Origin of the sequence: Paenibacillus sp. FSL R10-2782 (assembly GCF_038592985.1) — a bacterium.
Lineage (GTDB): Bacteria > Bacillota > Bacilli > Paenibacillales > Paenibacillaceae > Paenibacillus > Paenibacillus terrae_C.
Genome location: NZ_CP151951.1, coordinates 5,078,266 through 5,093,193, shown reverse-complemented (window position 1 = coordinate 5,093,193; position 14,928 = coordinate 5,078,266). Strand labels below are relative to the sequence as shown.

13 protein-coding genes are annotated in these 14,928 nt (G+C 47.3%); 6 read left to right on the top strand and 7 right to left on the bottom strand.

Going from position 1 to position 14,928, the window contains the following annotated elements; translation table 11 throughout:
* Positions 1-110: 110 nt before the first annotated feature.
* A complete protein-coding gene (locus tag NST83_RS23210; RefSeq protein ID WP_342415803.1) occupies positions 111-1,334 on the bottom strand; it encodes an MFS transporter in 1,224 nt (407 codons plus the stop codon).
* A gap of 613 nt (positions 1,335-1,947) precedes the next feature.
* Between NST83_RS23210 and NST83_RS23205 the strand changes: the two genes are divergently transcribed.
* The 4 genes from NST83_RS23205 (at position 1,948) to NST83_RS23190 (ending at position 9,032) form a co-directional block, all read left to right on the top strand.
* Positions 1,948-3,687, top strand: a complete 1,740-nt coding sequence (locus tag NST83_RS23205) for a 6-hydroxymethylpterin diphosphokinase MptE-like protein (RefSeq protein WP_342415802.1) — start codon at positions 1,948-1,950, stop codon at positions 3,685-3,687.
* A gap of 17 nt (positions 3,688-3,704) precedes the next feature.
* On the top strand, positions 3,705-7,316 hold the full coding sequence (locus NST83_RS23200; protein WP_342415801.1) for an Ig-like domain-containing protein: 3,612 nt from the start codon (positions 3,705-3,707) through the stop codon (positions 7,314-7,316).
* A 220-nt stretch (positions 7,317-7,536) separates the two neighbouring features.
* A complete protein-coding gene (locus NST83_RS23195; RefSeq protein ID WP_342415800.1) occupies positions 7,537-8,331 on the top strand; it encodes a molybdenum cofactor guanylyltransferase in 795 nt (264 codons plus the stop codon).
* Between the two features lie 86 nt (positions 8,332-8,417).
* Entirely contained in the window at positions 8,418-9,032 is a 615-nt protein-coding gene (locus NST83_RS23190; protein WP_342415799.1) for a LysE/ArgO family amino acid transporter, read from the top strand.
* 11 nt (positions 9,033-9,043) lie between these two features.
* Here the strand turns inward: NST83_RS23190 and NST83_RS23185 are convergent, their stop codons facing one another.
* The gene (locus NST83_RS23185; protein WP_137060604.1) at positions 9,044-9,508 is read right to left on the bottom strand and encodes a DUF3592 domain-containing protein; all 465 of its coding nucleotides are present in this window, start codon (positions 9,506-9,508) and stop codon (positions 9,044-9,046) included.
* 215 nt (positions 9,509-9,723) lie between these two features.
* Positions 9,724-10,200, bottom strand: coding sequence for a VOC family protein (locus NST83_RS23180; protein WP_342415798.1), 477 nt, complete (start codon positions 10,198-10,200; stop codon positions 9,724-9,726).
* 159 nt (positions 10,201-10,359) lie between these two features.
* Between NST83_RS23180 and NST83_RS23175 the strand changes: the two genes are divergently transcribed.
* The gene (locus NST83_RS23175; protein ID WP_137060602.1) at positions 10,360-10,794 is read left to right on the top strand and encodes an Lrp/AsnC family transcriptional regulator; all 435 of its coding nucleotides are present in this window, start codon (positions 10,360-10,362) and stop codon (positions 10,792-10,794) included.
* Positions 10,795-10,883: 89 nt separating this feature from the next.
* On the opposite strand, the gene NST83_RS23170 is transcribed toward NST83_RS23175, so the two are convergent.
* From NST83_RS23170 to NST83_RS23155, 4 genes are all read right to left on the bottom strand, one after another.
* Positions 10,884-11,816, bottom strand: coding sequence for a 1-phosphofructokinase family hexose kinase (locus tag NST83_RS23170; protein ID WP_342415797.1), 933 nt, complete (start codon positions 11,814-11,816; stop codon positions 10,884-10,886).
* A 14-nt stretch (positions 11,817-11,830) separates the two neighbouring features.
* The gene (locus tag NST83_RS23165) at positions 11,831-12,145 is read right to left on the bottom strand and encodes a multidrug efflux SMR transporter (RefSeq protein WP_137060600.1); all 315 of its coding nucleotides are present in this window, start codon (positions 12,143-12,145) and stop codon (positions 11,831-11,833) included.
* Entirely contained in the window at positions 12,145-12,486 is a 342-nt protein-coding gene (locus tag NST83_RS23160; protein ID WP_014278502.1) for a multidrug efflux SMR transporter, read from the bottom strand. Before NST83_RS23160 ends, NST83_RS23165 begins: the two co-directional genes overlap by 1 nt.
* Positions 12,487-12,550: 64 nt before the next feature.
* Positions 12,551-13,144, bottom strand: a complete 594-nt coding sequence (locus tag NST83_RS23155; protein ID WP_342418028.1) for a TetR/AcrR family transcriptional regulator — start codon at positions 13,142-13,144, stop codon at positions 12,551-12,553.
* A gap of 268 nt (positions 13,145-13,412) precedes the next feature.
* Between NST83_RS23155 and cls the strand changes: the two genes are divergently transcribed.
* Positions 13,413-14,924: a cardiolipin synthase gene (gene cls / locus NST83_RS23150; RefSeq protein ID WP_137060598.1), complete on the top strand. Its 1,512-nt coding sequence runs from the start codon at positions 13,413-13,415 to the stop codon at positions 14,922-14,924.
* Positions 14,925-14,928 lie beyond the last annotated feature (4 nt).

Genomic DNA, 14,928 nt, shown 5'->3' with positions numbered 1-14,928 from the left:
ACGCCCAGCATGGGTGACATCTATATTGATAGTTGGCGATACTAGACATCCCTGTTTGCAATGGGCAAGCAAGAGAAGAACAGGGTGTTACATACATTCCCCGAGTGTTGTTAAGGGGCTTCTTCTGCTTGTTTGTGGTCGTTGGAATGACAGGGCTTGTAGCCGTTCTTGTACAGCATATACCACATGATGGTGAATCCTACAAAGCCGAGCAAGGCAAAGAAGACACCTGCATTGTACATCATTTCGCCACCGAAATTCTGAAACAGCCAGCCTCCTGCAAAGCCTGCTACGATGCCAGATATCCCGCTCCACGTCAACGTATATACGGCCTGGCCGGATGAGCGGTAAGCTATCGGTGTGAATAGGACGGTCAACTGGGTGCCTACATAGAAATATCCACCGAAGGTGACGCAATGAAGTGCCTGAATGAACACGATCTGAATCGGGTCTGTGGCCAAGGCCATGAGCTCCCAACGTAAAGCAAACAGCAAACTGACAAGGGCCAGACAGCCGACCATTACTGTCATTTTTTTCTTCAAAAAGCGGTCGAACAGCAAAAAAACAATAATTTCGAATACCGATGACATAAAGACGGCGAAACCCAGCATTAGCTTGGACCCGCCTAGTTCGGTGATATACAGGGACATAAAGGCGCTGTTGATCGAATTCGGAATGGATACCAAGATACCCAACAAAATGAAAGATATAAAGTATCCGTTCATTAAAATGCTGCCAAAGCCACGTAAATGAATGGTCGCCGTTTCAACGCTGCTTTTCAACGGTGGAATCGCCAGGGTACAGATCAGGGCAGCCAGAAGCAACACTGTAAAGATGGTTGATATGCTGGATATCCCCGTTTGGTCAATGATCAGACCAGCTACTGCCGCCGTCACAGCCCAGCCAAAGGAGCCCCATATGCGGAAGGAGCCGAATTTCCGGTCTGTTCCCTCAATGTAGCTAAGAATGAGACTGTTACTTTGAGCGAACAAAGGACTTTGGAAGAAATAAAAACCAATCATCGACACATAAATCATGACATACGTATGGACATGAAATAAAGCTTGCAGCAGTAGCAATGTACCTGCAATCATAAACAGCAAAATACGTCGAAGATTACGGCTTCGGTCACTGGTATATCCCCAGAAGGGGTTGGCGAATACCGATACAAAAGGCCCAATCGCCATCAGGCTCCCGATCTCAAGCTTGTCCATGCCGATCTCTTGTAGATACAACGGGAAGAAGCTGGAGAAAATGACCATGGCTCCATACAGAAAAAAATTATACAGCTTTAAGGAGTATAGAGGAGTCTCTTGAATTTCTCTATTTTGCAAGACAAGCCATTCCTTTCTTAGCCCGGTAGAGAATAAAGCATAGGATGCCGATCTATGGGAAGGTTCTCTATTCAATGTATCATGTGTTGAAAGGGTTAACAAACCAATTAATTAACAATTATGTAATATGTATTTATTTGTATTCAGTTGCTGTGGTTTTAAACAAATTTGATGATTATTTTAATTTTTTGTGTAGTTTTATTCTTTGCCACTATAACGAGTAATTATATAGACGAACTAAAGCATTTCAGTCTATATATGGTGATTCAGTCCGCTATTTAGCTTTTTGTGAAATCTTTATTTATAAAGACCCTCTAAGGGCTAAATTTAATGCAAGTAATAGCCGATACATAATCCATAATCAGGGGAAATTAGAATTATTTTTTTCTTAAATAAAAATACATTTGTGTAGATGATTCGTAAAATCAGAATCTATTTCTGTAAAAGTAAATATATAGATGAACGGAATTATCTTTATCTATATATATTGTTGGTTTTTGCGAAGTTCTCAGGTAGAAAGGAATGAAAAATGGCATCACAACATCATAGACACAATTCTCTGTACCGACGTTTTCCTCGGCTTCTTCTGCTTCCGGCGGGAGAAGGAGGTAAATTGTTACCTTCTGCAAATGGCGAACCCAATGTAGTACTGATTCGTGGAGGACGCTCTCATTATTTGCATCATCCTGAGCAGCCTTCACGGGAAGCGGAATTATTTGTTGCCGGTTTTAAAGAAGTTGTGCCACAAGCGCACGTTATCTTTTTTGGAGTAGGACTGGGGTACCATATCCGCGAATTTCTGAGTAGACATCCGAATACCAGCTTCTCCATCATTGAGCCGGATGCTACTGTCATGAATATTTTTTTGCAGCACCTCAACGAACACGACTGGCTGGCAGACCAGATGGTGGAAGAGGTGATGGTTGGACCGATTTCTGGAGAAACGCTTGGTATCATGCGTAGGTTGATTGACCGGGTATCCGGAGTACTAGTTGTCCCATGGCTCCCTTACCGGTCTATATTTGCCGGGGAACTGAAGAAGTTTAATGAAATGTTAGGCAAAATGGTTTCATACAAGAAGAACAAAATGGCCGTCAATCATGCTTACGAAAAAAAGTGGGCACTGAACAGCATGCATAATTTTCCTTTTATTTTGTGTAGTTCAGATTTTTTGCACATTGGCTCAGAACAGATTGAGGGTAAACCAGTCCTCATTGTATCTGCTGGTCCTTCGCTTAACGACGAAATTCAGCACCTTCGTCATATTCGGGAAAATAATCTTGCTTACCTGTTTACGGTAGGATCAGCAGTGAACACGCTGGTGGAGCATGGTATTCATCCGCATGGCACGTTCAGCTATGATCCGAGTGATTACAATGTTAATGTGCTCCAAAAGGTAGTTGATAAGCGAATTGATTCTATTCCACTCATTTTCGGCAGTACGGTCGGTAAACACACACTTGATGATTATCCAGGTCGTATTATGCATATCATCATCTCTCAGGATGAGCTTTCCATGCACATATTGCGCACACCGGAGGGACATAAACCGACGATTATTAATGATGCTCCTTCTGTAGCGGTCATTGCACTCCAATGTATGATCCAGATGAAAGCAGACCCTATTGTGCTGGTGGGGCAAAATTTAGCTTATCGTGATGAACAATATTATGCTGAGGGGATTACTCATGCCCAAGGTGTTCCTGCTAGTGCGGATTTGCCGCGTGTACAAGGCGTTCATGGCCAGCAGGTGGTTACACGACAGTCTTTTATCAAAATGAAAACAGAAATGGAATTTTACATCAGTACAGCGAAGGGAACCGAATTTATTAACACAACGCGTGAAGGCGCTGCTATCAAGGGAGCTTCTTTTCAGAACTTGGAAGAGATAATCTGGACGCGGCTAAAAGATCCGATTGAGGATTCGTGGCTGCAAACCAGCAGTAATTCGGAATACGATCTCTTGTATCTGAGGTCACGCATTGAAGAGCATCAGCGGGCTGAAGAGGTCTTTCAAGCAATTATGGAACAGATTCACCACGCTCTGCTCGATATCAAACATAAGCTTAGTCTGAAGCAGTTCAATATGCTAAACGTGTCTTTCGGGCAGTTTGATGACTTGTTTGCTGCATTATTAGGCAATTGTTTTTTCAAAATGTATGTTCTGCCTCGTCATCGTATGCGGTATGAGTTTTTGTACAGCAAAATGGATGCCATTCAGAGCAGTAGAAATCCTCTGATCAGAGGGGAGCAAATTCTGCTGTACTTCGGGGATTTCATATGGAAATGTCAGCAAGATTATAGGGAAATTAAGAGTGAGATTCATGAATTTCACCGTTCCATTCACACCTAAATAAAAGGAGCACGTATATGAGCAAGAAAAAAAGAAATAAGAATCATGTAAATCGAATGATTAAGGCAAGTGTACTGACAACACAGGTGCTCAACCTGGCAAACCCTTATGTGTCGGCGGCGTTTGCATCGGAGAGTGTAAGCAACAACGCGACGGAGAATGTATCAGTGTCTGACGGGTTCGTCCAAGAAGCTTCTTCATCCAACGTGGCTTCATCGGTCTATATGCAGGCGCAAATAGACGAGCCCCCATACTATACATGGCTTTCACCTCAGGCAAGCGGCGTTTCTTTTTATGAAAATCTGTTTATGGCATTCAGTGAAGAGGTGCAGTTGGGAACAGGTCATCTGGTGGTGCATCAGGAAGATGGCAGTGAAGCGGGACGGATTAACGTGAGTGGAGGTACGACCTTCGGGGGAACGATCCATATTAGTGGTCAGAACGTATCGATGGAGCTGGACCACCCGTTGACGGATAGCACCCGGTACTATGTAGAGGTCAGCTCCGGTATGTTTGTGGACCGTACAGGTCAGGGGACGAATGCGATTTGGGACAAGGATACGTGGAGCTTCCAGACGGCAGACCAAACCGCGCCGAAGCTGGTGAATAAGGCACCGGAGGGGCCGGGTATGAGTGGTGTGAGTCCCTACGATGCGAACTTTATGCTGGAATTTAATGAACCGGTGAAGTGGAACCACGGCTATGTAAGGCTACACGAGGCTTCGGGAGGAGCAGTAGTTCGGGAGTTGGCGATATCAGGTCAGTGGGGAGCGGGGAGATCCCCGTCAATCTCGGAAAATAAAGCCTACTTTTCCTTTTCGGGTGGATTGGAAGAAGGAAAGGCGTACTATCTGGAAATTACCTCAGGTGCGCTGACGGATCTGGCGATGAATCCGTATATGGGGATCCATGATCCACAGGAATGGACGTTCCAAACGAAGGACGAGCAACCATACTATACCCATGTATATCCAAACGGAAGCGGGCAGATGCTCACGCCAGATTTGGGCATGGCATTCAGCGAAGAGGTGCAGTTGGGAACAGGTCATCTGGTGGTACATCAGGAAGATGGCAGTGAAGCGGGACGGATTAACGTGAGTGGAGGTACGACCTTCGGGGGAACGATCCATATTAGTGGTCAGCATGTACGGATGGAACTGGACCATCCACTGGCAGACAACACTCAGTATTATGTAGAAGTTAGCTCGGGTATGTTTGTAGATAGTGCGGGTCAAGGATCATATGCCATTTGGAACAAGAACACATGGAGCTTCCGGACAGCAGACGTCACAGCGCCGAAGCTGGTAAGGAAGGTATCACCAGAAGAAGGTACAGAGCTAAGTGGGGCGGGCCCAGTTGCAGGCTTTATGTTGGAGTTTAATGAACCGATGAAGTGGGGCCAGGGGTATGTAAGGCTGCACGAAGCTTCGGGAGGAGCCGTGGTGCGAGAGTTGCGGGTATCCGGAGCCGGGGATGCGAATTATATGATCAACGAAGAAGAGAAGGTAGTATACTTTAGGCTACCGGGTGGGCTGGAGGAAGGGAAGTCGTACTATCTGGAAATCACCTCGGGAGCACTGACGGACTTAGCAATGAACCCGTATGTGGGAATGCATACGCCGGAGGATTGGAAGTTCCGCATACGAGATGAACGGCCCTATTATACGAGCCTGTATCCAGAAGGGAGCGGGCAAGCGCTCATACCGAGCCTACGAATGGACTTCAGTGAAGAGGTGCAACTGGGCGCAGGCCATCTGGTGGTGCATCAGGAAGATGGCAGTGAAGCGGGACGGATTAACGTGAGTGGAGGTACGACCTTCGGGGGAACGATCCATATTAGTGGTCAGAACGTATCGATGGAGCTGGACCACCCGTTGACGGATAGCACCCGGTACTATGTAGAGGTCAGCTCCGGTATGTTTGTGGACCGTACAGGTCAGGGGACGAATGCGATTTGGGACAAGGATACGTGGAGCTTCCAGACGGCAGACCAAACCGCGCCGAAGCTGGTGAATAAGGCACCGGAGGGGCCGGGTATGAGTGGTGTGAGTCCCTACGATGCGAACTTTATGCTGGAATTTAATGAACCGGTGAAGTGGAACCACGGCTATGTAAGGCTACACGAGGCTTCGGGAGGAGCAGTAGTTCGGGAGTTGGCGATATCAGGTCAGTGGGGAGCGGGGAGATCCCCGTCAATCTCGGAAAATAAAGCCTACTTTTCCTTTTCGGGTGGATTGGAAGAAGGAAAGGCGTACTATCTGGAAATTACCTCAGGTGCGCTGACGGATCTGGCGATGAATCCGTATACGGGGATCCATGATCCACAGGAATGGACGTTCCAAACGAAGGACGAGCGCCCACATCGTTCGAAGGACAAAGAAACGTCAAATTCGGATACCTCGTCTCCTGCTTCCCAAACAGGGGCAAACACTGGTGTTGTATTAACGGACGCTAAAATAGTATCCGATAAGAATAGTACAATCCAACTTATCGGCTTGAATGATGGCGACGCTAGCCAAGCTCTGAATGTTACAATTGGTGAGCAGAAAGAGCTGATCGTTGATGCTTCGGGATACAGTAAAGCGGCAAAAGTGAGTATACCTTCCGCCTTTTTAAAAGAATATGAGAAAGAAAGTACAAGGGTACCAATCAGCATTCGCACGGCAGTAGCACAGTTCACCCTTTCTCCTGAACTCGTCAACAAATTGACATCATTATATCCAGAAGATAGTCTGACAGTTGAAATTTCAGCGTTGGCAGGGGAAAATGGGGCACAAGTAAGACAAGCTATTGCTGACACGGGTTTAGCGGGTGTTGTGGTAAACCCGGTTGATTTCAAGCTTATGGCCGGAGATCACGAGATCACTGAATTTTTCGGTCACTACGTGGAACGGAAATTGATTTTGGATCATGAAGTTGATCCTGAGCACGTAGCTGCGGTATGGTTCGATCCACAGACAGGTGTGTTATCGTCTGTTCCTGTGTTGATCCGGAATGTGAATGGCCAAACAGAGGCAATCATCAAGTCAAATCATAACAGCATTTATGCTGTAGTCTCAACAGACAAAAAGTTTAAGGATTTGGAGAATCATTGGGCACAAAAAGATGTGGAGATGCTGGCAAACAAGCTGATTGTCAAAGGTGTTCAGCCTGATATTTTTGATCCGGATCGACCTGTAACAAGAGCTGAATTTGTTGCATTGCTTGTGCGTGGGCTCGGTATGCAGGAAAAGCCGTTAACGGAACATTTTAGGGATGTGAAAGAAAACGCCTGGTATGCTGGTAGTGTGGGAGCTGCAATGGAAGCTGGTCTGATCCGTGGTTACGGGAATCGGTCATTTGGACCAGAAAAATTGATTACCCGTGAGGAGATCGTGATTATTACCGAAAAGGCAGCACATTATGCCCAAATTCTGAATGCTGGCCCTGCTAGTGAGAAATATAAAGAGATATACAGCGATGCATCCGCTGTTTCTCCTTGGGCTCAAGAGGCTATGGCGAAGGCTACAGAGCAAGGCTTAATTAAAGGCGTCTCCTCCGACTTGCTTGCCCCCAAACAGCAGGCGGCCCGGGTGGAAGCGACCTCCATACTGAAACGGTTTTTGCAACTCATTAAATTCACAAATTAAAAAGCAATGAACTAGATGAAGAGATAAAGAGGTACTTTCTATTTTCAGGCGATCCAGATGGATCGCCATTTTTTATTCTTTATCTGGATGCTATGATTAGAGCTGTCCCTGTTTTTGAATTCCACTTATATAACAAGAAAGCCTCGAAGTGATGACTCTATTCTGTGATCATTCATAATCAATAATAGAATTTATATAGGAAAAAGGAGGTTTAATGGTGATGGTAGATGTAACTGGAATTATTGTGGCAGGTGGACGCTCTAGCAGAATGGGACAGGACAAAGCGATGCTCCAGCTTGGGGGAGTTGCGGTACTGGAGAGAATATCTGCTGTGCTGGGGCAAGTAGCGCAACGAGTTATCGTCGTGGCCCGAGATACGCAGCAGTATAGACGGTTTGGTCTGGAAATGACGACAGACCTGTATCCTAGCTTGGGGCCATTAAGCGGCATCCATGCTGGGCTTTCTGCTTCCAACACGGAGTGGGGGATTGTCGTCGCCTGTGATATGCCCTTCGTGCAGCCAGAGGTATTGCGTGCCTTGGTTGCCCAAACAACGGACTGGGGAGCGGTGCAAAAGACAACCAGTGACCAAAGGAAACAAGAAGCGGAAGGGGAGCAAGCACTGATGGGTGGAAATGGCTTGTTGATCCAGCCAACGGAATCTTCATTACAAGCTGTAATCGCTTCTGTGGACGGGCGTATACACCCGCTACTGGCTGTGTACCATCAGAGTGTGCTGCCGTCTGCCGAGGAATGTTTGCGCAGTGGACGACTTCGTCTCACTGATTGGTTGGACAAGCTGAACGTTCGTTATGCGAAGGTAGAGGATTTGCCGGGGGTGAGTGAAGACATATGGCATAAGGCCGCATTTAACATGAACAATCCGCAGGATTACCAGCTTGCTATAGAGCAGTTGAAGCATAGCGTACAACAGAACACGCAGGCCATGCAGACCATGCAGACCGTGAGGGAAGCTCAGAGCGTGAAGAACTTAAAGGAAATACGAGAGGATTAGGGATGTGCAAGCTTCCTGTTCGAAAACTGTATAAGTGAGAAAACATCAGAGAAAATAGGATGGAATGAATTTGGGGGAATATATTCATGCTAGAAGCTATTATCCATGCCGTTTTATTGGCATTAGGGCTGATTTTGCCCTTAGGGGTACAAAATGTATTTGTGTTTAACCAGGGGGCGTCCCAGTCACGGTTTCGCAATGCATTGCCTGCCGTGATTACGGCGGGTGTCTGTGACACCGTCCTCATTGCGCTCGCTGTTGGGGGTGTGTCCCTTATTTTGCAGCGTTTCCTATGGCTTACGAATGTGCTCTATGCAGCAGGCTGTTTGTTTCTGCTCTATATGGCTTGGACCCTTTGGAAGTCTAAGGCAGCCTCCTCGGGAGAAAGCCAGCCTATGCTGCCGAAGCAGCAGATGATTTTTGCAGCTTCGGTATCCTTGCTGAACCCCCATGCCATTCTGGATACCGTCGGCGTGATTGGAACCAGCTCCCTCCAATATGATGGCGGGGAACGCTGGGCTTTCGGACTGGCTGCCGTGTCAGTTTCGTGGATATGGTTTATGGGTTTGGCGACAGCCGGGCGTTTTGTAGGACGTATGGATTCAGAAGGAAGATTCGGCACTATGCTTAATAAGATATCAGCCTTGATTATTTTAGGTCTGGCTATTTATATGGCGGTAAATTTCATGAACAGCATATGATCCAAACCTTGTTACAAGAAAAATTTCAGTAAAGCGAATATCCCGGTTAAAGCAAAGGGAATACCGATCATAAACAGCATAAAGGCAAGACAGCCTGCACCATTTACACCGCCTGCGATTAGGGCATCCCGAGGGTTCGCTGGATTGTATAATACGTTAATCTTTCTGCCAACCCGGTTGAAGCTCAGATTTGTGCTATAAGGATTCCAGAATTCTACGATTTCACCTGAAGTGGTGTAGAAGCGTACCTTCAATCGGCGGGTGTAACTGGTATCTACCGGATCATCACGGTCAAAGGGAACGACATCAACGTCGACTTCGATATGCGCATCCACGATTTGCCCTTTGGTGCGAACCCAATGGCGTTTGCGGTAGCGATGGCGGCGGATGGTCCTGAATCCAAAATAGATGAGTACTAGTCCAAGCAAGCAGAAGAACGGCATCAGCAGCTCGGAGCTAAAATGAAACCAATACACATTGAAATCAATTGAAATGATAATCTACTCCTTTGCATAGCTTAATATTTTTCGTGACCATCTATGTTGGTGAAAAAGGTAGCTTATCAATATATCGGTCCTTTATTAAAATCGTTTTAATTCTTCCAGATTGATCATAGATCAGGGTTAAGTGAAATATGAAAAAGCCCACTTCCGGGGGAAGCGGACTTTTCAGTAAATTTGAAATCATGAGCTTATAACGATGCTGGATATTTTTTGCTGGACAAGGACATATCAAAATTTACATCCTCGATAAATTCGATAACTTCGCCATTGGGGCTGTAGATCACAGCGTTTTTTACCACCAGAGGGGGTTCACCAAGCGTGAGCTGATCTGGTTTTACAAAGGTTCTTGCTCCATGAGCAAGGGCTTTTTGGTATATTTCGTTTACATCATCCACATAAAATGCGAAGTGCAGCAAAGCACCGTGGGCAATTTCATCCTCGGAGGAAGCTTTTTTTCCTTGAGCAGGAATGACTGCGTCGTTATCAAAAATCTCAAGACAGGTTATTTGATCCGGTGAAATGAGCATGGAAGCTTCCCGAATTTGAAAAGAAGGCAGACTCCAATGATGTCCTCTTTTAAAACCCAATACCTCAGTATAGAATGCAATGGTTGCTTGATAATCTTGGGCTTGAATCGCCACATGTGCAAGACCCTTCACGCTCATTCAAAATCTCCCCTTATAAATAAGTTCACCTTATTATATGGATAATAATAAGGTTCATATATATGAAAAGTGAGGATTTTAGCCTATATTAGTTATTAAATAAAAGTTAATTCGTACAAAAAAACATTATTTTTAAAATTAAAACAGGAGGTGCTTGATATGCATCATCACATAGACGATATTGACCACAAAATTATGCAGTTGCTTCAGCATGACGCCCGGATATCTATTTCCCAGATCAGTAAAGAAATCTCGATGTCTCAACCGTCCGTTAAAGAAAGAATTATCAAGCTGGAGGATCGAGGAATTATTTCCGGGTATAGCACCGTATTTAATTTACGGGAGCTGAATCGTGGGATGACTACGTTTATTTTATTAAAGACTGAGCATTGCCGAGAGCTGGTCGATTTTTGTAGAGAAGCAAAAGAGGTCACCGATTTATTTCGCATCAGCGGGGAATTTAATTATCTCATCAAGGTACAAACCACGTCGGTAGAGGAAATTGCAGAGTTTCAGGATTCACTGGTGAAATTAGGCCCTTCGAAGTCGCATATTTGTATGAAAAATATACTGGAAAACAGGGTTTTGCTATAAGTCAGTCGGAGAACAGGACATTCGGAGCATCAAACATTCGCAACATCGAACAAACGAATATTTGGATTGGATAAAAAAAGTGACGCCCATTACAACAGCGTCACTGTAATACCCTGCTCCAGACGTTGCACGTCCTGGAGCTCGATCTTTCCGGCCATGGCGTGCAAAGCCGCCGCCGTGCCGCAGGCCGCTCCCCGCCGTAGCATGGCCGGGAGCTCCAGTCCCGCCGCCGCGCCGGTGACCAGCCCGGCGACCATGGCGTCACCGCTGCCGAGCGCGCTGACAATGTCCGTGTCCGGCAGGCTCACGCGGTAGCGCGCATCGCGCGTTACCGCCAGCGCCCCGCGCGCGCCGAGCGAGATGACGGCCAGCTGCGCTCCGGCCTCCAGCAGCTTCGCTGCCGCGGCTTCAGCAGCACCCGGGCGCGCTGCGTCGATGCCCGCGAAGCGAGCGGCCTCGTCCTCGTTAGGCTTCACGAGGTCGGGCCTTCCGCGAAGCCCCAGACGCAAGGCCTCGCCGCTCGCGTCCAGCGCCACTCGTGCGCCGCGCGCCTTCGCCAGCGTGCACAGCTCGGCGTACAGATCCGGCGGGCAGCCCGGAGGCAGGCTGCCCGAGAACACGACCCAAGCCGAGTCCGCGGCAAGGGTCGTGATTTTGCGCCGCAGCGCGGCCAGCTCAGACGGCCCGATAGTTGGGCCGCTTTCGATCAGCTCGGTCTGCGTGCGTGTGGACGGGTCGAGCACGGTAATGGCGAGGCGGGTTTCCCCCTGCGCCGTTTCGATGAAATCGGCGCTTACGCCTTCCGCGCTCAACCCGTCGATGAGCAGTCGTCCGGTGTGTCCGGCGGCAAACCCGGTCGCCCGCACAGGCTCGCCCAAAGTGCGAATGACGCGGGCAGTATTCACGCCTTTGCCGCCCGGCACCGTCAGGCCGCCCTCGATTCGGTAGACGGCATTCAGACCGAAGCCTGCAACCGTGTAGATTTTATCCACAGCCGCGTTAAGCGTTACGGTGGTAATCACAAGGCACCACTCCTTTAAGAAATCAGCTTTAAACCCAATGCTGCGGCAAGAATCATAGCAATGAACAGGACACGCAATACGCTTTTTTGTTCACCGTACAAGAACATGCCCGTAATCGTGCTGCCTACCGTTCCAATGCCTGTCCACACCGCGTAGGAAGTTCCCATAGGCAAACTCTTCATGGCGTAGCTGAGCAGCGAGAAGCTAATGACAAAAGATAGAACCATGAGCATGAATGCCTTCCAGCCCTTGCCGATCGTAACTCCCTTCATACCGATGACTCCAAACACTTCCGAGCATCCCGCGATAACCAATGCAATCCAAGCCATTATGCGCCACTCCCTTCCTGAGCATCACGGTCAGTAACCAATTTCAGGCCGACCACCCCTGCCAGCAAAAGAGCGATTAACAGCGTTTTGGACCATTGAAACGGTTCCCCGAACAGCAGCATTTCACCTACAACCGTCCCACCTGTTCCAAGTCCGGTAAATACAGCGTACACCGTGCCTACGGGCAAACGGCTGGCCGCTTTCATGATCAAATAAAAGCTGGCGATCATAGCCAGCACGGTTACAATCCAGGCGAGTGCGGAATCTGCGTGCTTCAGACCCGAGACCCATACGACCTCAATAAGGCCACCTATAAAAACATAAATCCAGCTGCGATTCATGATGAGCGTTCCCCTTTAAATATAGATTAGTTGTAGATTAATCACCCGCTACGTTCTTGTTACTTCACGCTTCATGAGGCGGGGTTAACGTAATCCCGCGCCAAAAAATAGGCCATGCAGCTTTTAATCTTCGGTGGTAGTTCAGGCTGCCACTATAGAGCAGTTCCACCATGATTCCGTCCAGCAGTGTTATGAAGGATAGAGCCACATCCTCTGGCTCCATATGTCCAAAGGGTTCCCTATCTCGTGCATTCCGGAGGATGCGAGTTAATTTTCGCTCCATATTTTCCAGAAAGGGATTAACAATATCCAGAACCTCGGTATACAAAGACACAGGCGGCAAGAAGGAAAAGCGAAGCATAAACTTGGCTGTGTTATTACTCCCATATTCCTGTCCCATCCAAAACAGGAAGTCATGCAGCGTATGCTCCAGCGCCTGATCTCTGCGTTCCGAAAAGTATTCAAAAATACGTAAATTCTGCTCTTGAAAGGCGTACCTCGCCACCTGTAGAAACAGATCCTCCTTGCCTTGAAAATGCGCATATATAGAAGGTTTTCGAATACCTACCTCAGCGGCAATATTGCTTAAGGATGCCCCCTCATACCCATTGGCGGCAAATTGGAAAAGAGCGGCTTTTCGAATGTCTTCCATTCCCATCATTCTCACCTACCTAACGTTCGTTAGTTTATTTTTGCACGGAAAAAAGTAAGTGTCAACCCGGCTTTATCCGGTTTTGTTGCGGGTTTTTCTACGGATTCTATTTTTTTTCTTTAAAACCTTAACAAAAAAGTGGGAAGAAATAAGGTGCTCATGTACAATATAATGAAGATGTCTATTTTTTAGCGATGAATCATCTAGTTCATATATACAGTGTCTGTTTCTTGTTGTTTGGTGAGGATGCAGTACATTGGAAATGAGGTAAATTATGAGGCGAAGCTTACTGGCTGTGTTAATTGCGGCTATGGTTTTTGTTATTTATTATTTTGGTTTGTTTAATTATATTGGCAGAAATGAAGGAACGGTCATCAGTATTTTCTCCACGCTGACGGTCATTTCCATCAGTCTGATTATTTTTTCGGAGAATCGCAATCCCTCCACTACAATGTCCTGGATTTTGCTGCTGGCCTTGCTGCCGGTGGTTGGACTTCCTCTTTATTTTTTGTTCGGGCAAAATGTGTTCAAACGCCGCAAGTATGACAAAAAGGCATTGCGTGACCAGCAGGCTTACGAGCGTATTGAGAAGGATGCCATGCACGTCAAACGGGACTTGACCTATTTTACCGATGAGCAGCAGCAGTTAATGCGTTTGGCTCGCAGACTGGCCCGTTCCCCGATTTATTTTGCAACGGAAACTCAAATTCTGAACAATGGAGATGAAACCTTCTCCACACTATTGGCGGAACTGCACAAGGCGGAGCATCATATCCATATGGAATATTACATTTTCCGGTCGGATGATATCGGTACCAGCATTCAGAGAATTTTGATTGAAAAGGCTAAAGCAGGTGTCAAGGTTCGGTTTATGTACGATGCGGTGGGCAGCATTCAACTGTCGAAGGTATTTTTGAAGGAGATGAGAGATGCAGGAGTAGAGGTTGTTGCATACGGCGGCGCGCGGATCTTGTTCTTCTCCAGCCGAGTAAATTACCGTAATCACCGTAAAATCGTGGTCATTGACGGCAAAATCGGATTGATCGGCGGTTTGAATGTAGGGGATGAGTATCTTAGTCGCAATAAAGCCTACGGTTTTTGGCGTGACACACACATGATTGTGAAGGGTGAGGCTGTACGGACGCTGCAACTTATATTTTTGCAGGACTGGCTTCATATGACGGGTGAATCGGTGCTGGACAAGGAATATCTGTCCCCCAAAATCGAGCCGGTTACGGACGGAGGCGTGCAGATTATTGCCAGCGGCCCGGATAATGAGCGGAGAGTGCTCAAAAATCTGTTTTTCTCCATGATCACGTCCGCCCGTAAATCGGTCTGGCTCGCCACTCCTTATTTTATCCCGGACGAAGATATTTTGACTGCCCTGAGGATGGCGGCTCTGTCCGGTTTGGATGTGCGGATTCTGTTTCCTGCGAAACCGGACAAGTGGTTGCCGTTCCTCGCGTCCCATTCGTACTTCCAAACGTTGCTGGAGGTTGGGGTCAAGGTATATGAGTATGAAAAAGGCTTCCTTCACTCCAAGCTCCTCATTATTGACGGAGAGGTTGCGACCATCGGGACGGCTAATATGGACATGCGTAGCTTCCACCTGAATTTTGAAGTCAACGCTCTGTTGATTCGCACGCATAGTGTACAGCAGATGGTGGCGGATTATGAGCGGGATTTGCAGTCTGCCAGCCTGATCGTACGCGAGGAATTTATGAAAAAGCGTCTGTTCAAGCGCTTGATGGAATCCCTCGCCCGTCTGCTTTCACCGCTGCTGTAGGTGG